General features: G+C 44.2%; 18 protein-coding genes and 2 pseudogenes. 18 read left to right on the top strand and 2 right to left on the bottom strand.

All coding sequences use genetic code 11. The features are described from left to right. The first annotated feature begins 136 nt into the window (after positions 1 to 136). The 14 genes and pseudogenes from ACIY19_RS00395 (at position 137) to ACIY19_RS00460 (ending at position 14653) form a co-directional block, all read left to right on the top strand. Entirely contained in the window at positions 137 to 1363 is a 1227-nt protein-coding gene (locus ACIY19_RS00395; protein ID WP_409002418.1) for a glycosyltransferase, read from the top strand. 15 nt (positions 1364 to 1378) lie between these two features. Further along, complete coding sequence (locus ACIY19_RS00400) at positions 1379 to 2608, top strand: glycosyltransferase (protein WP_000751402.1); 1230 nt, start codon at positions 1379 to 1381, stop codon at positions 2606 to 2608. A gap of 85 nt (positions 2609 to 2693) precedes the next feature. Continuing rightward, a complete protein-coding gene (gene secY2 / locus ACIY19_RS00405; RefSeq protein WP_000657782.1) occupies positions 2694 to 3911 on the top strand; it encodes an accessory Sec system protein translocase subunit SecY2 in 1218 nt (405 codons plus the stop codon). Between the two features lie 9 nt (positions 3912 to 3920). Then, positions 3921 to 5501: an accessory Sec system protein Asp1 gene (asp1, locus tag ACIY19_RS00410; RefSeq protein ID WP_000291143.1), complete on the top strand. Its 1581-nt coding sequence runs from the start codon at positions 3921 to 3923 to the stop codon at positions 5499 to 5501. Further along, complete coding sequence (gene asp2 / locus ACIY19_RS00415) at positions 5485 to 7014, top strand: accessory Sec system protein Asp2 (protein ID WP_000412871.1); 1530 nt, start codon at positions 5485 to 5487, stop codon at positions 7012 to 7014. The genes asp1 and asp2 overlap by 17 nt, the downstream gene beginning before the upstream one ends. After that, a complete protein-coding gene (asp3, locus tag ACIY19_RS00420) occupies positions 7011 to 7451 on the top strand; it encodes an accessory Sec system protein Asp3 (RefSeq protein ID WP_000583894.1) in 441 nt (146 codons plus the stop codon). The genes asp2 and asp3 overlap by 4 nt, the downstream gene beginning before the upstream one ends. Next, a pseudogene (gene secA2 / locus ACIY19_RS00425) lies at positions 7438 to 9816 on the top strand (accessory Sec system translocase SecA2). The gene asp3 and the pseudogene secA2 overlap by 14 nt, the downstream one beginning before the upstream one ends. Positions 9817 to 9828: 12 nt before the next feature. Further along, entirely contained in the window at positions 9829 to 11349 is a 1521-nt protein-coding gene (gene gtfA, locus ACIY19_RS00430; RefSeq protein ID WP_268711524.1) for an accessory Sec system glycosyltransferase GtfA, read from the top strand. Further along, positions 11333 to 12679 (top strand): accessory Sec system glycosylation chaperone GtfB, encoded by a 1347-nt coding sequence (gene gtfB, locus ACIY19_RS00435; RefSeq protein WP_409002419.1) that lies wholly within the window; start codon positions 11333 to 11335, stop codon positions 12677 to 12679. Before gtfA ends, gtfB begins: the two co-directional genes overlap by 17 nt. After that, positions 12672 to 12851, top strand: a complete 180-nt coding sequence (asp4, locus tag ACIY19_RS00440; RefSeq protein WP_000161924.1) for an accessory secretory system protein Asp4 — start codon at positions 12672 to 12674, stop codon at positions 12849 to 12851. Before gtfB ends, asp4 begins: the two co-directional genes overlap by 8 nt. A 5-nt stretch (positions 12852 to 12856) precedes the next feature. Continuing rightward, positions 12857 to 13078, top strand: a complete 222-nt coding sequence (locus tag ACIY19_RS00445) for an accessory secretory protein Asp5 (RefSeq protein WP_409002420.1) — start codon at positions 12857 to 12859, stop codon at positions 13076 to 13078. Between the two features lie 70 nt (positions 13079 to 13148). Beyond that, a pseudogene (locus ACIY19_RS00450) lies at positions 13149 to 13632 on the top strand (TIGR01741 family protein). 11 nt (positions 13633 to 13643) lie between these two features. Continuing rightward, the gene (locus ACIY19_RS00455; RefSeq protein ID WP_409002421.1) at positions 13644 to 13901 is read left to right on the top strand and encodes an immunity 22 family protein; all 258 of its coding nucleotides are present in this window, start codon (positions 13644 to 13646) and stop codon (positions 13899 to 13901) included. 212 nt (positions 13902 to 14113) lie between these two features. Then, a complete protein-coding gene (locus tag ACIY19_RS00460; protein ID WP_409002422.1) occupies positions 14114 to 14653 on the top strand; it encodes a T6SS immunity protein Tdi1 domain-containing protein in 540 nt (179 codons plus the stop codon). Between the two features lie 102 nt (positions 14654 to 14755). Here the strand turns inward: ACIY19_RS00460 and ACIY19_RS00465 are convergent, their stop codons facing one another. Together ACIY19_RS00465 and sstT are read right to left on the bottom strand one after the other, a co-directional pair. Further along, positions 14756 to 15709, bottom strand: coding sequence for an aromatic acid exporter family protein (locus tag ACIY19_RS00465; protein WP_409002423.1), 954 nt, complete (start codon positions 15707 to 15709; stop codon positions 14756 to 14758). 49 nt (positions 15710 to 15758) lie between these two features. Continuing rightward, positions 15759 to 16970: a serine/threonine transporter SstT gene (sstT, locus tag ACIY19_RS00470; protein ID WP_409002424.1), complete on the bottom strand. Its 1212-nt coding sequence runs from the start codon at positions 16968 to 16970 to the stop codon at positions 15759 to 15761. Between the two features lie 150 nt (positions 16971 to 17120). Here sstT and ACIY19_RS00475 point away from each other — a divergent pair, with 150 nt between their 5' ends. The 4 genes from ACIY19_RS00475 to yqeH are packed head-to-tail and all read left to right on the top strand — an operon-like array spanning position 17121 to position 20301. After that, positions 17121 to 17681: a mechanosensitive ion channel family protein gene (locus tag ACIY19_RS00475; protein WP_001150568.1), complete on the top strand. Its 561-nt coding sequence runs from the start codon at positions 17121 to 17123 to the stop codon at positions 17679 to 17681. A gap of 57 nt (positions 17682 to 17738) precedes the next feature. Continuing rightward, positions 17739 to 18647 (top strand): magnesium transporter CorA family protein, encoded by a 909-nt coding sequence (locus ACIY19_RS00480; protein WP_409002425.1) that lies wholly within the window; start codon positions 17739 to 17741, stop codon positions 18645 to 18647. A 17-nt stretch (positions 18648 to 18664) separates the two neighbouring features. Further along, positions 18665 to 19192, top strand: a complete 528-nt coding sequence (locus tag ACIY19_RS00485; protein ID WP_045590428.1) for a YqeG family HAD IIIA-type phosphatase — start codon at positions 18665 to 18667, stop codon at positions 19190 to 19192. A 2-nt stretch (positions 19193 to 19194) separates the two neighbouring features. Further along, complete coding sequence (gene yqeH / locus ACIY19_RS00490; protein WP_000391182.1) at positions 19195 to 20301, top strand: ribosome biogenesis GTPase YqeH; 1107 nt, start codon at positions 19195 to 19197, stop codon at positions 20299 to 20301. Positions 20302 to 20387 lie beyond the last annotated feature (86 nt).

Genomic DNA, 20387 nt, shown 5'->3' on the forward strand with positions numbered 1-20387 from the left:
AAGGAGAAAATCCTCTTTGGAGTTTGAAATAAACTAGGGGAAAAGGTATAATAGGAAGGTGAGAGAATCATCGAAAAAATCAGGAATATAGTAGTAGAAAAGTAGCCAAAAGAATGTGAAAAGAAAAGGGGAAGAAATGGGAAAAGAGCTTCAAAAAGCCATTGTACTCGGTGGTGATAATGCATATATGGACAAGATTGAGACAACAATCAAGTCAATCTGTGCCCATAACCGAGCAATGACTTTTTATGTTTTCAATGATGATTTGCCATCAGAATGGTTTCAGCTCATGGAGAGGCGTCTAGAGCCTCTAGCCTCAAAAATCGTCAATGTCAAGATTAGTCATCAAGGTTTGAAAGAGTATAGTTTGCCACTAGCCCACCTAAGTTATGCAACTTTCTTTCGTTATTTTATTCCTCAGTATGTCAGCGAAGACCTAGCCTTGTATCTGGATTCGGATATCATCGTTAGATCAGACCTAGATCAACTCTTTTTAGAAGACATGGAGGACTGGCCAGTAGCTGCTGTCGCAGATGCGCTAGTTCCTAGCACTTTTAATGCAGGTGTCTTGCTGATTAATGTGGCTCTTTGGCGTCAAGAAAAGGTGACGGAGCACTTGTTGAGCCTGACAGACCAACTGCATGACCAAGTTTTTGGTGATCAGGGCGTGTTAAATCACCTCTTTGAAGGTCGTTGGAAATCGCTGCTAGCTACCTATAATTTTATGGTTGGTATGGATACGGTGGCTCGAAATTACCACATGGATTCTTGGTATAGCGATTCTCTTGCTATTGAAAAGACAGCCAAGATTATTCATTATACAGGGGACAAGCCGTGGTACCGAATCAACCTTAACCGTTTCAGGGAGGACTGGTGGTTTTACTACGGACTAGAGTGGTCTGATATCATCATGAAAAAATGTGATTTCCATAAAGGATTGGCATCTTTAGTTCAAGCTCCCCAGTATGCGACCGCTATTTTTACCAATACGTGTCACATAGAGCAAATCGAACACCTGATCCAAGAACTGCCAGATGTTGAGTTCTCTATCCTAGCTCATACCAATTTTGCGCCGGAAATCATGAACTTGCAATCGCATCTGAATGTACGCCTCTATCCTTACTTTAATCCCATGAATGTCAAAAAAGTCTTGGAAAAGATTGACTTTTACTTGGATATCAATCATGAGGATGAAATTGCAAACATTATCCAAGAAGTGCAGCAAAGAGAAATCCCTATATTTGCTTTTGAAACCACTAGTCATGACTCGAGTGGTTACAGTCACGTATACTCACCAGCAGCCGTAGATCAAATGATCGAGTCTATCCGCACGCTTTTGGAATCAAAGAAGCAGTCGTTGTGAACTGAAGGAAACTAAATGAAAAAAACAATTGTTCTCGCAGGAGATTATGCCTATATTCGTCAGATTGAAACAGCGCTCAAGTCTCTCTGCTATCATAATAGTCATGTCAAGGTCTATATCTTTAACCAGGATATTCCCCAGGAGTGGTTCCGTGCTCTCAGACCGATAGTAGAGCAAATGGGCGGTGAATTAGTGGATGTCAAGATGCTTGGCGCCCAGTTTCAGATGAACTGGAGCAACAAACTGCCCCATATCAATCACATGACCTTTGCCCGTTATTTTATCCCTGATTTTGTCGAAGAGGACAAGGTTCTTTACTTGGACAGTGATTTGGTTGTGACGGCTGATCTGACGGCTCTCTTTGAAATGGACTTAGGCGAAAACTACCTGGCTGCTGCACCATCTTGTTTTGGAGTTGGAGTTGGCTTTAATGCAGGTGTACTCTTGATCAATAACAAAAAATGGCGAGCTGAAGCTGTGAGACAAGAGCTAGTTGAGTTGACGGAGCGGGAACACCAACATGTGAGTGAAGGAGACCAGTCCATCCTCAATATGCTCTTTCATGACAGCTATGCTCCTCTGGATCAGAACTATAATTTCCAGATTGGTTTTGACAGTGGGGCTGCCTCACATGGACATGAGTTTATCTTCCAGATTCCCCTAGAGCCCCTGCCAGCCATCTTGCATTTCCTTTCTCAAGACAAACCTTGGAACACTCATTCAGTTGGGCGTTTGCGTGAGGTTTGGTGGCACTATCATCTGATGGAGTGGTCTACCATTACTGAAAAATGGCGTCAGGCTGGAATTGACTATCCAGTCACAGTCTATCAGCCAGCTATGACTTGTGTTAATTTGACCAACTCCTGGCATCTTGAGAAAATCGACTATCTAGTTCAAGCCTTGCCAGAGGTGCATTTCTACATTGCAGCCTATACGACGATGGCACCTGAACTCATGCTCTTGTCACGTTTTGAAAATGTGACCCTCTATCCCAACACCTTCCCTCTCTTGGTCGAGAAATTGATCCAGCAGACAGATGTCTACCTTGATATTAACCACGATGACAAGTTGAGTGTCGTTTATGACTATATTTCACGCTTTGAGAAACCGATCTTGACTTTTGAAAATACCCAGTCCCAGGAACTGCCTGAAAGTGCCTATGCGGGTATTTTCTCAGCAGAAAGACCAGAAGAAATGGTGGCTACTTTGAAGGCTTATCTGGATGATAAAACTCACGAAAACTGAGATAGAGATTTGAAAATTCTAAGATGGAAGGACAAGATTGTTCCCGTGTGACAGGACAGAAAGATAAAAAGAAAAGGAGGAGCTAGTGAAAGAATTTCGTTCATCGATAGCAGTAAAAAAAGGGATGCGCACCCTATTTTTGCTCTTTATTTATGTGCTCGGGAGTCGTCTGGCTCTTCCTTTTGTTGACCTCAATAGTCGGGATTTTCTCGGAGGAAGCGCAGCCTATCTGGACTTTTCAGTAGCCCTGACTGGTGGAAATCTTCGCAGCCTCTCTCTCTTTTCCATCGGACTTTCACCTTGGATGTCAGCTATGATCTTGTGGCAGATGTTTTCCTTTTCAAAGAAACTGGGTCTAAACTCGGTTTCTTCAGAAGTCCAGGATAGACGGAAAATGTACTTGACGTTAGGGATTGCCTTGATTCAGGCCTTGGCCTTGACGACAAACCTCCCTGTCCAAGCCCCCTACAATCCCTTCTTGGTCTTTCTCCTCAATACCAGCCTTTTGGTTGCGGGGACCTTCTTCTTAGTTTGGCTGTCGGACATCAATGCGTCTATCGGAGTTGGAGGCCCTGTCGTCATTTTATTGGCAAGTATGGTGGCTTCACTCCCTCAGGACATCATCCAATCGGTCCAAGTTCATAAGATCTCTCCTTGGTTGCTTTTCCTGTTGCTGATACTTGGCGTCCTCTTTACCTATCTCGTCGTTCTCTTTTACAGAGCGCGATACCGCATCCCTATCAATAAAATCGGCCTCCATTCTCGCTTTAAACGCTATTCCTATCTGGAAATCACGCTCAATCCTGCAGGTGGCATGCCTTATATGTATGTGATGAGTCTCATGGGCTTGCCTTCTTATCTCTTGCTCTTGCTTCAACATCTGGATAAGGGCAATCCGCTCTACCCTGCCCTACTGGAGCAGTATGCGATGGGGAAACCTTTGTGGATTTATGCTTATATCCTTATCCTCTTTGTCTTTAGCATTGCCTTTGCTTTTGTCAATGTGAGTGGTCAACAGATTGCAGATCGGATGAAGCAATCAGGAGATTACATCTACGGAGTCTATCCCGGTGAGGATACCAGTCGCTTTATCAATCGCTTGGTTCTCCGATTTGCTCTGATAGGTGCAGTCTTTAACGTTACCTTGGCTGGACTTCCAATCTTGTTTGTCTTGAAGGATGAGAGTTTGTTAAAAGTCAGCATGATTCCCGGACTCTTTTTAATTTTGAGTGGCATGTTATTTACGATTCACGACGAACTGCAAGCGCTCAGACTAAATGAAAGGTATCGGCCACTATTCTAGGAGGTTTTGATGTATTACTTTATCCCAGCCTGGTATGGCAAGGAGCGTCCCTGGCATGCTGATTTGACACCCTGGTATTTTTCTCATTTTAAGCTAGAATTTGATGACACCTTCAATCAGATTCGCTTAATGCAACGCCAAGGGATTCCTGCACAGGTCCTCCTTTTGTCCTATCAGCCTCATCTTCGCTATTTTCTCCATCGCCAAGGCATTTTAGAAGCACCGGTTTATTCCTTATTTGATGAATTGCAGGATTTTCACGAGATTCGACCGCAGGTCTTGCAGCTCAGAGATATTGAGTGGGAAGAGGACTGCGAGTTTGTTTACAGTCCCTTTACCATTCTGGTGCTGAAGGATGGCAAGCCCTATGCCCAGGTAGAGCATGGGATAGAAGGTTTTATCAGTACGATTCAGTATTTCAAGGAAAATGGGCTCTTGTCCGCCAACTACCTGATGGATGATCGGGGGCTGGTCTCCAGTGTCATTTACTACGAAGATGGTCAGGCTATCTACCAAGACTACCTCAATCCCAAGGGACTGTGGCAGTTTAGAGAGTACTTGCAAGATGGGGGCCGTATCGAGGTCAATCCTATCTTTGCTTTTCGCTTCCAAAAAGAGGCCTACCGAGATATGGGAGAATTGATTGCGGAGTTTTTTGAGAAGAAAATAGCTCACCTTCCCGAGGAAGGAACGACCTATTTTCTGCCTGCGTGTGACCAGCATAATACTTTCCTTTTAGATCGATTGCCTCGCCAAAGCACCAAGGTTCTCAGCCTTTTTATCGGACGAAATCCCCAAGAGCAATTACCACAACTGTCAGGTCTGCTGGATAAGGTGGACCTTGTTCTGGTTGACAGGGAGGATACCCTGCGCTTGGCTCAGTCTGCCTTTTCAGAACAAGCAATGAAGTTTCGTCATTTATCGCCTTTTGATACGCGCTTGGAGCTGGGAAAGAGCCAGACTCGGAAGGAGTCGCTTCTCTACTATCAACTGGACTTTGAGCAGGGGATAGAGGACCAGGCTCTCTATCAGGTCTTGCGTTTCCTTTCTGAAAACAAGGATACAGAGCTGGTCTTTGGAGCCTTTGCTGCTAGTCAAGAAGAAATGAAGCGGCTGGAAACACGTGTTTCTGAGATGATTGCAGAGCAGTTTCAAGACCAGGAACTGGAGAAGGAAGTTGATTATCAAGGAGCTGAAAATCCACTTGAGGACAATCGCCATCAGAGCAAGCGCTATTCGTTTGTCAATATGAAGGATGAATCAGAGTTAATCAAGCAGCTGGAATTTGTTCGTTTGATTGTCGATTTGAACAGTCAACCTCTCCTCTATACCCAGATAGCGGGTATTAGTGCTGGTATCCCTCAAATCAATAGGGTCAAAACAGAGTATGTCAGCCATCAGAAGAATGGCTATCTGTTGGAAAACACTGCTGATTTTGCTCAAGCTGCCCATTACTATCTCGATAGCCTGCAGGTGTGGAATGATGCTCTGATCCATTCCATCGAAAAGATAAAGGAACACACTGGGGAGCAATTCCTGATCAAGCTAGAAAAGTGGTTGGAGGAGGTGACTCATGGAAAAGAAATATAAGATCTTGCAAATCGGTCCAGAGGATTGGCGAGATACCCTTGCCCTACCAGCCCAACTTGACTGGTATCATGTTCCTCCCAACACACCGTCTGCCATCCAGAAAATCATGGATGAGAATGATCTAGATCACTTTCATGCTGTCATTCTCACGGATGGGGCTTATCTAGTAGATTTGTTGCCTTTTGCATCTAGCTTGGAACCCTATACAGTTTTCTATCCAGAACCGTTTGTAAGTCAGGATAAAAACATTCAGAAGTTCATAAAACAGCACTGCATGCAGGCGATGGACCTGTCAGACCGACAGGGCTTTGTTCGGGACCTTTCCACCTCCCTCTTTGAAGGTGGTTATGGGGACAAGCTGAGTCCAGCTACGATACGGATTCACCCTAGATTCCAAGGATCTATCTCCTATCAAGGATTTGAGCATCTGGAATTAGAAGGTGATTTTGGGAAAACCTATACCCAGCTAGTCTCTTGGGCCTATAATCAGTCTGTCCAAGCCCATGCACCTATTGAACTCTGGCTCGAATATGAAAAGACTGAGACGGTAGACTTGCGCCTGCGTTTGCGAAAAATCCCAGCAGGCTCTATCTCAGAGATTAGTCAGGACATTCTCCTTGAGGAAGCAGACTTTTCCCAAGCAATCATTGTGGAACAAGACTATGACGCTTATCTGAGCATTTCTCTTGAAGCGCGTGGTCAGGGAAAGGTCAACATCGGCAATCTCCACCAACGCTGGAGCCGGAAACAGTTTGGAAAATTTGTTCTCGGAGGCAATATCCTACATGACAAAAAACGTGAGGAAATCAACTATTTCCTTCACCCAGGAGATTTCAAGCCTCCTCTAGCAGTCTATTTTTCTGGTTACCGTCCCGCAGAGGGTTTTGAGGGTTACTGGATGATGAAGAATCTCCAATGCCCCTTTCTCCTCTTTTCGGACCCTCGATTAGAAGGAGGAGCCTTTTACCTAGGAAGTGAGGAATTGGAAGATAAGATTCAAGCAACCATCCAGTACTATTTAGATTATCTAGGTTTGGATAGAAGTGACTTGATCTTATCTGGGCTGTCAATGGGAACCTTCCCGGCCCTCTATTATGGTTCTCACTTTGAGCCCAAAGGAATCGTAGTCGGAAAACCCTTGACAAATCTAGGAACCATCGCACAGAGGGGGCGACTAGAAGCGCCAGGAGTTTTCCCGACCAGCTTTGATGTCTTGCACCTTCAGACAGGAGGAGTGAGCCAAAAAGACATGAAGGAATTGGATCAACGTTTTTGGACCCGATTTAAACAAGCTGATTTTTCCCAGACGACCTTTGGTCTTTCTTACATGAAGGACGAGGATATGGATAGTGGAGCCTATGACCAGCTAGTGGAGACACTTTGTCAGACAGGAGCCAAGATCTTGTCCAAAGGTACCGCAGGTCGACACAATGATGACACAGGTACAAACGTTTCCTGGTTTATTCATTTTTACAAGATGATACTAGAAGAATACGGAAGAGGTGAGACATGATTATCATTAAGAGAGAGGATATTAGGTGGGGCGAGATGGGAGCCACTTATCTTTATGGCAGCCAGATCACCTATCATGCAGATGGTCACGTTACCCTGAAAAATCCTTTGTTGGCTTCAGGAGAAACCCTTAAAACATGGTTTTCTAGTGTCAACTACCAGGCTACTAGAAGCCAGCCGAGCCTCCCTCTTCTTAAGAAAAATCATACCTACCGCTTATCCATGAAGATGCGGGTTCAACCGACCAATGGCCTCTATCTCAAACTGACCTTTTTAAACCGTTATGAGGAAATCATCGAGGAGAAGATTGAAAGACAATTTTCTTTTAGCTTCACCTATCCTGAAGCGGCCTACACCTACCGCCTTTCCTTGATTAGTGCAGGTTTTGAGGCTCTTGAGTTTGTTTCGTTTTCTATTGAGGAGGATGCTGGTGTTTAATCATTTGTATCAGGAAAGACAACTGAGAAAGGTCAAGAAGCTTGTAAGCCAAATCAACGCCCTCAAAGAAGAGATGGCAGCTCTCAGTGATGAGGAAATGGCTGCAAAGACAGAAGAGTTTCGCCAGCGCCTTGCCCAGGGAGAAACCGTGGATGAGCTATTGGTAGAAGCCTATGCCCTTGTACGTGAGGCAGATAAACGTGTTTTAGGTCTCTTTCCCTATGATGTGCAAGTCATGGGTGCCATAGTGATCCACCAAGGAAATGTGGCAGAGATGAATACGGGTGAAGGCAAGACCTTGACTGCAACCATGCCCCTCTACCTCAATGCTTTAACGGGTAAAGGCAGTATGCTGGTCACAACCAATGACTATCTGGCTAGACGGGACGCAAGTGAAATGGGCCCAGTCTACCAATTTTTAGGTCTAACTGTCGGTCTGCCTTTTTCAGAGGATCCCAAAGAGGACTTGACTGCGGAAGAGAAAAGAAAAATCTACGCCTCAGATATCGTCTACACGACCAATAGTGTACTGGGATTTGACTATCTCAATGACAATCTTGCCTCCACTCGTGAGGGGAAATTCCTGCCTCCCTTTAACTATGTCATCATTGATGAGATCGATGACATTCTACTCGATAGTGCCCAAACTCCCTTGATTATCGCAGGTTCTCCCCGTGTCCAGTCTAACTATTATGGGATGATTGATACCCTAGTGACGACCTTGGTTTAGGGAGAAGACTACATCTACAAGGAAGAAAAAGACCAGGTTTGGTTAACCCGAAAGGGGGCCCAGACGGTTGAAGGATTCTTAGGAATCGACCATCTTTACAAGGAAGAATACGCTAGTTATGTTCGGCATCTAGTCTATGCTCTCAGAGCCCATACGCTCTTTACCAAGGACAAGGACTACCTGGTTCGAGGGCAAGAAATGGTCTTGTTAGACAAGGGAACAGGGCGTTTGATGGAAATGACCAAGCTTCAAGGCGGTCTCCATCAAGCCATCGAAGCCAAGGAACATGTGAAGCTTTCTCCTGAAACCAGAGCCATGGCTTCGATCACCTACCAGAGTCTCTTTAAAATGTTTCGTAAAATCTCAGGTATGACAGGAACGGGAAAGGTGGCAGAAAAAGAATTTTTCGAAACCTACAATATGGCCGTCATTCGTATCCCGACCAATCGCCCACTTAGGCGAATGGACCATCCGGACAATCTCTATGTGACCCTCCCTGAGAAAGTCTATGCCTCTCTCGAAGCTATCAAGACTTACCACGCCAAAGGCAATCCACTCCTGATTTTTGTCGGATCTGTAGAAATGTCCCAGCTTTATTCGTCCTTGCTCTTGCGAGAGGGGATTTCTCACAATGTCCTTAATGCCAATCATGCGGCGCGTGAAGCCCAGATTATCGCAGAGTCTGGACAGATGGGGGCAGTGACCGTTGCGACTTCTATGGCAGGTCGAGGGACAGATATCAAACTCGGTCCAGGAGTCGCAGAATTGGGCGGTTTGATTGTGATTGGTACCGAGCGGATGGAGAGCCGACGAATTGACCTGCAAATCAGAGGTCGTTCCGGCCGGCAGGGCGATCCAGGCATGTCTCAATTTTTCGTATCGCTTGAAGATGATGTGATCAAAAAGTTTGGACCGTCTTGGGTTCACGACCTGTATCAAGACTACCAAGTGGAAGATATCAGCAAACCTATCCTACTCAAGGCTCGCAAGTACCGCAATCTCGTCAGAAAAGCCCAAGAGGCTAGTGATAGTGCCAGTCGCTCAGTACGCAGACAAACCTTAGAGTATGCGGAAAGCGTCAATATTCAGCGTCAGATGGTCTACAAAGAAAGAGATCGCTTGCTGGATGGGAGTCGTGATTTAGAGTATATCCTTGAGGACATACTGGCAGACTATACCAAACAAATCTCAGAAAAAGCCTATAGCAGCCCCCAAGAACTCTTTCACTTCATCGTTACCAATATTAGCTTTGGGATGAGAGAATTACCAGCTGATCTGGATTTAGCTGATGCAGATCAGATTCGGGAGTTGCTAGAGGAAATAATAGCCAAGGAAATCGCAGCTAAAAAGGTAGTCCTCCAACCTCACCAGCTCTATGACTCTTTTCTGAGAATATCCATGCTCAAGGCTATTGATGACAACTGGGTTGAGCAAGTCGACTATCTCCAACAGCTCAGTCTAGCAATCGGGAGCCAGTCTGCTTCTCAAAAGAACCCTATCGTAGAGTACTATCAGGAGGCCTATGCAGGCTTTGAAACCATGAAGCAACAAATCCGTACAGATATGGTACGCAATCTTCTCATGGGGATTGTGGAAGTAACGCCCAAAGGTGAGATTCTCACCCATTTTCCATAAAAAGAGGATCATATGACAATTTACAATATAAATCTAGGAATCGGTTGGGCGAGCAGTGGTGTCGAGTATGCCCAGGCCTACCGAGCAGGGATTTTTAGAAGTTTAGACCTAGCATCTAAGTTTATCTTTACCGACTTGATTTTAGCAGACAATATCCAGCACTTAACGGCCAATATCGGCTTTGCGGATGGTCAGGTAATCTGGCTTTACAATCATTTTACAGATATCAAGCTAGCACCGACCAGTGTTACAGTTGACGAGGTCTTGGCCTCTTTTGGTGGCCTTGAGAGTCATAGGGAGCAGGATGGCAAAGTCTTGCGCGTCTACTTTTCTGACGAGGACAAGTTTGTGACCTGCTACTTAGTAGACTCGGCTAAGAATCTGGTGCAGCATGCAGAGTATGTATTTGGGGGGAACATGATTCGCAAGGATTATTTCTCCTACACACGCTACTGTACAGAATATTTCGCGCCCAAAGACCAGGTGGCTAGGCTCTATCAACGAACCTTTTTCAATGAAGATGGCAGCACTGCTTACGATATCTTGATGACTGAAGGACAGGAAGAGGTCTATCGATTTAAGGACCGGATTCTGTACGGAAAACCAGCCTTTATGCGCTATTTTATGCAAAGTTTGAACTTGAGCAAGTCTGATTTGGTCATCTTGGACAGGGAAACAGGGATTGGTCAGGCTGTTTTTGAAGAAGCACAAAAGGCCCATCTAGCAGTTGTCGTTCATGCAGAGCACTATAGTGAAAATGCTAGTAACGAAGACTATCTCCTCTGGAACAACTACTATGAGTATCAATTTACAAATGCGGACAAGGTCGATTGCTTTATCGTGTCTACGGATCGGCAGAAGGAAGTTCTCGAAGGTCAATTTGCCCAGTACAGTCAGCATTGTCCACGAATCGTCACGATTCCAGTTGGGAGCATTGATCAGCTGACGGAGCCTGCTAGGGAACGCAAGCCCTTTTCTCTCATTACTGCTTCGCGTCTGGCCAAGGAAAAACACATCGATTGGCTCGTCAAGGCGGTTATCCAAGCGCATCAAGTCCTCCCTGAGCTTACCTTTGACATTTATGGCAGTGGGGGTGAGGAATCCCTTTTAAGGGAAATCATCACGGCTCACCAAGCGGAGAACTATATCCAGCTCAAGGGGCATGCAGATCTAGCTCAGATTTATCCCCAGTATGAGGTCTATCTGACAGCCTCAACCAGTGAAGGCTTTGGTCTGACCTTGATGGAGGCAGTTGGTTCAGGCTTGCCCCTGATTGGTTTTGATGTACCCTATGGCAACCAGACCTTTATCCAGGACGGTCAAAATGGTTACTTGATCCCAAGTTCGGATGACCATGTAGAAACGGCGATTAAAAGGGCCTTCGCGGAAAAGATCTGCCAGCTCTATCAGGAAAATCATTTGCCAGCTATGCGAACAGCATCTTATGACCTAGCGAGAGAATTTTTAACAGACAAAGTAAGGGACAAGTGGAAGAAAACGATAGAGGAGGTCCTGCATGATTCAACTATTTGATCGATATGGCCAGGAAAGTCGAGATTTACATGAAAGTCTAGAAGCTGCTGGCCTGTCCCATGTCACGGTTGTGATCGAGCCAGATGGCTTTCTCCCAGATGGGATTCTTTCTCCCTTTACCTACTATCTAGGTTACGAGTCGGGAAAAGCTCTTTATTTCAACCAAGTAGCTGTACCTGAATTTTGGGAGATTGCGGGTAATAACCAGTTTGCGCATATCCTAGAGGATTCTCGGGAGAGGGGCGTGATTCACTATGTGGAGGCTCCTCAGGCCCGTCTGGTCAAGCAAGTCGACTGGAAGGACCTATCTGGTCGCATCTACCAAGCAGACCACTATAACCGATACGGAGCCTGCTTTGCCAAGACCACCTATAGTGCAGATGGACAGGCTATCCTGACCAAGTACCAGGATGCAAAGGGACAGGAAATTGTACTAGAAAACCATGTGACAGGCGATATCCTCCTAACCTTGCCCGGACAAGCCCTGCGCCATTTTAAAAATCGAGTAGAATTCACGATTTTCTTTTTGCAAGACTTGGGAATCGACACTCGCCACCTTCTCTTTAACACTCTCGCCACCTCTTTCTTGGTCTCTTACCATTATCCAGACAAGAGTGGACAGGATATCTTGGCTTGGCAAGAACCGTTAGGTGATTGTCTTCCTGGGAACATGCAGCTGCTCTTGGAGCAAGGGGAGTTGAGAGCCAAGCAGATCCTCATACCAGACAAGGCTACCTATGAAAAGGCCTTGGCCTTGGCCAATCCAGCCTATCATGACAAGTTTGTCCATCTAGGTTACCATTATCAGTTCAAAAGAGAAAACTTCGTCCGAGCAGATGCCTTGATCGTTACCAACTCGGATCAGATCCAGCATATCGAAACCCTGATTGAGTCCTTGCCAATGGTGACCTTCCGAATCGCTGCGGTGACTGAAATGTCATCCAAGTTGCTGGCCTTGCTTTCCCATCCCAATGTCGTTCTTTACCAAAACGCCAGTCCGCAAAAGATTCGAGAACTCTACCAACTGTCGGATCTCTATCTGGATATCAATTACGGAAACGAGTTGTTGGAAGCTGTCCGTCAAGCCTTCGAGCACAATATGCTTATCCTAGCCTTTGATCAGACAGCTCATAACAGACCTTACACAGCTCCAGAACACCTCTTTGATGTGCAGGCTGTTGGAGACATGATTGCGAAGATTCAAGAAGCTCTCAGCAGTCTTGACAAGATGGGGCAAGCCCTTGGGCATCAAGGTCGTCATGCTAACTATGTGGACTTGGCTACTTACCAAGAGAGGATGGGAAGGATAATAGGGGAAGGACATGACTAAAAAAGATTTATTTTACAAGGATGTCGAAGGACGCATGGAAGAGTTAAAGCAAGGAGCGCTTAAGAAAGAAAAGCCTAGCCGAGGAGAAAAGATCAGTAAAACCTTCTCCATTTTACTCGGCATGCTCATCCTTCTTACCCTGATCTTTACATTATTAGGAATCTTGAGGTGAAATTGATGGAAGTTTTGATGATTATAGGAATAATCCTAGCCGTCGCCTTGATTGTCCTGGTTCTCATCCAACCTCGCCAAAGCCGACTCTTTTCCATGGATGCGACCAGCAATATCGGAAAACCAGGCTACTGGCAGAACAACCGCTTGGTAAAAATGGTGACCCTCTTGATTAGCCTAGCCTTGTTTGTATTGCTCCTCGTTTTTATGTTGGTGACCTATCAGTAAGAACGCGGCACCATTCACAGATGAGGAATACTAAACACGAAAAAAAGATCCAAGCAAATCGGAGGATAGAATGGAAGAACTAATGAATGAAAAAATTATCGAAATCGTGCATCAAACCAACGATATGATTCCAGTAGAGTGGGATGATCTTTATATCAATTTTGAAATAGATAAGACGCTTAGTGGTGGTGTGTATTTTCTTTAAATATAAAGGAGAATATCATTATTACATGGATATTCCATCTTTATTTAACATTTCTGAAGACGACTTTGATAAGGAATTTTTTGAATTATTTGATTTAGGTGGTGAGATGAAGAAGATATTCATCGAGAACGGTCTCGCAGAGTGGTCTGCCTTTACAATTAAGGTGGATGAAAACAATAAAGCCTCTTTGGACTTCGACTATGCACCATGGCTCGAAAGTGGTTTTGGACCAAGTGCTAGAACTTCTTTTTTTCAATATAAATACTTGGGCCAGCAACCTGACAACGAAAAAGAGCTAGAACAGTTCAAGGCAATGGAAGCCTTCCAGCAGGAGCATAATGGCAAATAGAAAGTATAATCATGGAAACAGAAAACACAGTGTCAATTTGGATTGGCAACTTTGATACTAAATTAGAATTAGATGAGTTTATAACTTTGAAATATGATGATGAAGGAGAGGCGATTCCTTCAATGTTTTATCATCAATATAACATTGATATTGATGATATTGATGATTATCTAATTGAAAAAGAAGTTTTTGAAACCAGCTTTACAAATTTGTTTGACATGCTAAAGGGCGCATCCTATGACAACATTATTGTAAAGAATTTAGAGTAAAAAGGCATAAAAGCCAATATCGCACCCAATAATACGTTGATTTTGATATATAATTATCAGTTTGATAGCAATGTTCCACAAACAAGTAACACAGAATTTGTAGCGACTGTACGGTACAAATAATTAGAAGAGTGAAATGAATCGATCTACAATTTTACGGAGTAATTGGAGGGCTTAGATTCACAATTTCTAAAATCAGGAAAGAGGATAAAATGTTAGAAAACTTTGTCAAAGTGGCAGATATGCCCCGAGAAGTGATTGAAAAATACCAGAATCAAGTTCCAGCTGAGTTAGTTCAAATCTGGGAGGAAGATGGTCTAGGAACTTTTCTTGATGGTTATTTGAAGGTGATTAATCCAGAGGATTATCTTGAACTTCTCCAAGATAGTTATTTCAGAGGAGATGTCGCTTTTCCTATGTTTGTAACAGCATTTGGAGATATTATTACTTGGGAAGAAAATGCCTACGTGGGAATTGTCCAATATAATATTCAGGATTTGGATATTATTTGTAAGGGTATGGATTTATTTATTCGATTTTTAGATAACGAATATATTACAAAAAAATTTGAACTGGATTTATATAGACAGGCTGTGTTAAAACATGGTCCCTTGTCTTATAACCAATGTTTTGGTTTCGTTCCACTTCTAGCATTAGGTGGCTTTAAAGATGTAGACCACATGGATAAGGTAAAAGTCTTGGAACACATTTACCTCATGTACCAGCTGACAGGTGGTGTGATGGACGACTAGGAGTTGCTATTTCTTTATTGAGAATAGTACGAGAGGAAGAACTTCCCTTCCAAATACAAAACACAAGAACCTCAGAGGAAGTCCTCTGAGGTTCTTTGCGTTCTAGTTTCCATATTTCTGGTAAAAATCGACCTTGACCTGGATAAAGGTTTCGGCTTCGCGTAGTAGTTGCAGGAGGGTGGCACGGGTTTCAAACTCCTCACGTGTTTTAGGGAGACTCCGATTGCGGAAGACTTGCAGATAGCGTTCGATGTCATCAAGTAGGTCATGAGCAGGATTGGTCTGGCTTAGCTGGGCAGCAATCTTTGAAAAGAGCTGGGCCAAGATCAAACTCTCACTTGCGGCCAAATGACAGGTATTGATCTGCTGGGCCATATTTCGCAGGATGCGACTTTGTCGCTGTCTCATCTCAAAGTAGTGGATGTGATAGTCCGTCTGGTGAAAGAGGTGGTCCGAGTGATCCAGGTAGACCAGTTTGAGGGCTTCATCGAGGAGGTTGTCTAATTGGTCAACGAGTTGGGCTTGATTGCGCCCGTCTCCTCTTGACAGATAGTATTTAAAGCGAAGCAGGATGTCTTTTAACTTTTCCTCGACCTGAAGGTGGTAGCTTTGGATGGCTTTCTCACGAGAGGGCATATAAAGGTTGACCAATAGAGCAAAGCTTGTCCCGATGAGAAAGAGGAGCACTTCATTGAGTAAGAGATCTGGAGAAGTAGATTCCTGTACCAAGAGATGACTGATCAAGACACTGCTAGGGGTGATGCCGATTTCCCAGCCCATTTTGTAAGAAAGAGGGACATAGAGAGCCAGATAGAGGCCCAGACTCCAAATGTGAAAGCCCGTCAGCTGAAAGGCTAGAACACCGATAGCGAGCGCTAGGAGCATAGAAAAGAGGCGGTTACGTGCTAATTTCAGCGTGCTTCTGCGCGTGTCGGAGAGGCTTAAGAGGGCGATAATTCCAGCTGAAACTGCTGATGATAAATCTAAAAAATAAGCGAGAAAACAAGCGAGACAGGTCGCTAAGATCAGTTTTGTTGTACGTTGAGTGAGGGACATGAAAATTTCCTAAACTAATAGAGTCAAGTGTTTAACGAGGAATCAGAGACTAGAGACGAAGTTTTCGGTTTGTAGCATACTCGGCAACCGCTGTAAAGAGGACATCTGTTGAAGAGTTCAGGGCTGTTTCGCAGGAGTCTTGCACGACCCCAATCACAAAACCGACTCCGACAACCTGCATAGCCAAGTCGTTGGAAATCCCAAAGAGGCTACAAGCCACAGGAATGAGGAGAAGGGATCCCCCAGCAATTCCAGAGGCCCCGCAGGCAGAAATGGCAGCCACCACACTGAGAACAAATGCTGTCCCAAAGTCTACCGAAATTCCGAGTGTATTGACGGCAGCTAGAGTCAGGACATTTATGGTAACAGCAGCGCCAGCCATATTGATGGTCGAACCAAGCGGGATGGAGACAGAGTAGGTGTCAGGATTCAGTCCCAAGTCTTGGCAGAGTTTCATATTGACAGGGATATTGGCGGCAGAGCTACGAGTGAAAAAGGCTGTAATACCACTGACACGTAGACATTTCAAAACAAGGGGATAGGGATTTTTCCTCATAAAGAGAAAGACGATGAGCGGGTTGATGATGAGAGCGACAAAGGCCATGGTAGCAATCAAGAGTCCTAGGAGGACACCGTAGTTGGTCAGACTGGCAATGCCCTTGTCTGAGATGGTCTTAAACACCAAACCTAAAATCCCAAAGGGAGCTAGGTTGATAATCCATTCCACGATTTTAGAGGTGACATCCGCCATGGTTCTCAGTAATTCTTTGCTGTGTTTACTTGCCTCTCTCATAGCCAAGCCAAAGATGACTGCCCAAGAGAGAATCCCGATATAGTTGGCTTCAACAATGGCATTTAAGGGATTGTCCACCAGTTTGAGTAGGAGATTGCTGAGGACTTGACCGATACCGTCAGGAGCAGCAACTTCTGTATTTGCGCTGGTCAGGGTGATTTGCACAGGCAGTAAGAAACTAGCTAGAACGGCTACCAATGCAGCAGCAAAGGTTCCGAGCAAGTATAGGAAAATAACCGTCTTCATATTGGTATTTTGTCCCTTTTGGTGCTGAGAAAGGGCATTGGCAACAAGGGCAAAAACTAAAATAGGAGCGATGGCTTTCAGTCCGCCTACAAAGAGGTCTCCAAGCAGACCAATTCCTGTAAAGTTTGGAAAGAGCATCCCCAATGTAGCTCCAAAAATCATTCCAATAAGGATTCGTTTGATGAGGCTTGCCTTGGTCCAGGCTCTAATGATTCGTTTCATAGCAGTCTCTTTCAAAATGTATTGTTTATAATTATAGTATAAATATGCTATAGAGGCAAGTGATATTTTGAAAAAAGGGCCTATAATTGAATAATTATGAAAGAAAAGAGAAGGGAGATTTTATGGTATAATAGGAAAAAGGAGTTTTATATGCAAGATTTTTTTCAACGCTATTTTGATAAACTTGACTTAACAACTATTTTAGAGAATCTCTTGACCAAGGTGATTTCTCTTTTGATTTTGTTTTTACTATTTTATATAGCTAAAAAGATGCTTCATGCGACTGTACGAAAGATTGTCAAGCCCTCACTTAAATTTTCAAATCGGGATGCAGGAAGGCAAAAGACCATCTCGCGTTTGCTGGAGAATGTCTTTAACTACATTCTTTATTTCTTTTTAATCTACTGCATCCTGTCTATTTTGGGCTTGCCGGTTTCCAGCCTCCTTGCTGGGGCAGGGATTGCTGGGGTAGCCATTGGTATGGGGGCGCAAGGCTTTCTATCCGATGTCATTAATGGCTTCTTCATCCTCTTTGAACGCCAGCTTGATGTGGGTGATGAAGTGGTCCTCACAAATGGACCGATTACCGTCTCTGGAAAGGTCGTTAGTGTAGGGATCCGTACAACACAACTGCGCGGTGATGATCAAGCTCTTCACTTTGTTCCTAACCGCAATATTACCGTTGTTAGTAATTTATCCCGTACTGAATAGTCCGACTATTTTAGCAGATTTGTGGTACAATAGAAGGAGTTTGGTAAAGGAGAGAGTATGCTATTTGTAGAGAAAAAATTAGGTCACGATCGTACTTGGATAGACCTTGATGTGGACAAGATTAAAAATATGGAAGATCTTTCTGACATCTATGGATTGGACAAGGAAACCATCGAGTATGCTCTGGATAGAAATGAGCGTGCCCACATGGACTATCACCGTGAAACGGGAACGGTAACCTTCATTTATAATGTTCTTGACTTAGAAAAAGACAAAGAATATTATGAAGCGATTCCGATGACCTTTATCGTTGAAAAACAACGGCTGATCACAATTAGCAACCACAAGAATAGTTATGTGATTAAACGAATGGCATCCTACCTTGAAAGCCATGAAGTTGTTTCAATCTACAAATTTCTTTTTGCCAGTTTAGAGATTATTAGCAATGCTTATTATCCAGTGATTGAAGAAATGGATAAAAGTAAGGATGAAATCAGTGCACTTCTTCGTCAAAAAACAACTAAAAAAAATCTTTTTGCCCTCTCTGACTTGGAAACTGGTATGGTTTACCTGACTGCTGCTGCCAAACAAAATCGTCTCCTCTTGGAACACATCCAAGGGCATGCTCTTTATCGCAATTTTAATGAGGTAGAAAGAGAGCAGTTTGACGATGCCATGATTGAAGCGCATCAGTTGGTTTCGATGACAGACTTGATTTCTCAAGTTTTGCAACAACTCTCAGCCTCTTACAACAACATCCTAAATAATAATCTAAATGATAATTTAACAACTTTGACCATTATCTCAGTCTTGCTAGCTATCCTTGCGGTTATTACAGGATTCTTCGGAATGAATGTTCCCTTACCGTTTGCAGATGAACCAAATGCTTGGATTTATATTTTGATAGCTAGTCTCATTTTATGGGTAGTCTTAGCCCAATGTTTAAAGAATATTGCTAGAAATTAAAAAGAAAAGGAGCCAGAATGGCGATTGAAAATTATATGCCAGACTTTGCTGTGGAAGCAGTCTATGATCTGACAGTCCCAAGCCTGCAGGCGCAGGGAATCAAGGCTGTTTTGGTCGATTTGGACAATACCCTCATTGCTTGGAACAACCCTGATGGGACGCCAGAGATGAAACAATGGTTACATGACCTTCGGGATGCAGGCATTCGCATCATCGTGGTATCAAATAATACCAAAAAACGAGTTCAACGCGCAGTTGAGAAATTTGGAATTGATTATGTTTATTGGGCTCTTAAACCCTTCACCTTTGGAATAGACCGTGCCATGAAGGAATTTCACTATGATAAAAATGAAGTGGTCATGGTTGGTGACCAGCTCATGACGGATATTCGAGCAGCTCATCGTGCAGGCATTCGCTCGATCTTAGTCAAGCCCTTGGTCCAACACGACTCCATCAAAACGCAGATTAACCGAGCTCGCGAGCGCCGTGTCATGAAGCAAATTACTGAAAAGTACGGACCGATTACATATAAAAAAGGAATCTAACTATGGAAGAAATTCTCTGTATTGGTTGTGGAGCAACTATTCAGACGACAGACAAGGCTGGACTTGGCTTTACTCCCCAGTCGGCACTCGAAAAAGGGTTGGAGACAGGCGAAGTCTATTGCCAACGCTGTTTCCGTCTCCGTCATTACAATGAAATCACAGATGTCCAGTTGACAGACGATGATTTCCTCAAACTCTTGCACGAGGTAGGAGACAGTGATGCCTTGGTGGTCAATGTCATTGACATCTTTGACTTTAATGGTTCTGTCATCCCAGGCTTGCCACGCTTTGTATCGGGTAATGATGTCCTCTTGGTTGGAAATAAAAAAGATATCCTGCCCAAGTCTGTTAAACCGGGCAAGATTAGCCAGTGGCTCATGGAACGTGCCCACGAGGAAGGACTTCGTCCAGTAGATGTCGTTCTGACATCAGCCCAAAACAAGCATGCCATCAAGGAAGTCATTGACAAGATTGAACACTACCGAAAGGGTCGTGACGTCTATGTGGTCGGTGTGACCAATGTTGGAAAATCAACCCTCATCAATGCCATTATCCAAGAAATAACGGGTGACCAGAATGTCATCACGACTTCGCGCTTCCCAGGGACAACCTTGGACAAGATTGAGATTCCGCTTGACGACGGATCTTATATTTACGACACACCGGGGATTATCCACCGCCACCAGATGGCCCACTACTTGACGGCTAAAAACCTCAAGTATGTCAGTCCTAAAAAGGAAATCAAGCCCAAAACCTATCAGCTCAATCCTGAACAAACCCTGTTTCTAGGTGGTCTCGGACGCTTTGACTTTATTGCAGGAGAAAAGCAAGGTTTTACAGCCTTCTTTGACAATGAACTCAAACTTCACCGTACCAAGCTAGAAGGGGCTAGTGCTTTCTACGACAAGCACCTAGGTACCCTTCTTACGCCTCCAAACAGTAAGGAAAAAGAAGATTTTCCAAAACTGGTTGAGCATGTATTTACCATCAAGGACAAAACAGACCTAGTCATCTCAGGACTCGGATGGATCCGCGTAACAGGCACCGCCAAAGTCGCCGTCTGGGCACCAGAAGGCGTCGCCGTCGTCACACGAAAAGCAATTATTTAAAATAAAATCACTGAGCGAACAAAGTGAGCTCATACAGAGATGGTTATTGCCGTGGTGTGATTGCCAATCGTTAGATTGGCAAGGGG

This window comes from Streptococcus sp. ST14 (assembly GCF_046098195.1).
Taxonomy (GTDB): Bacteria; Bacillota; Bacilli; order Lactobacillales; family Streptococcaceae; genus Streptococcus.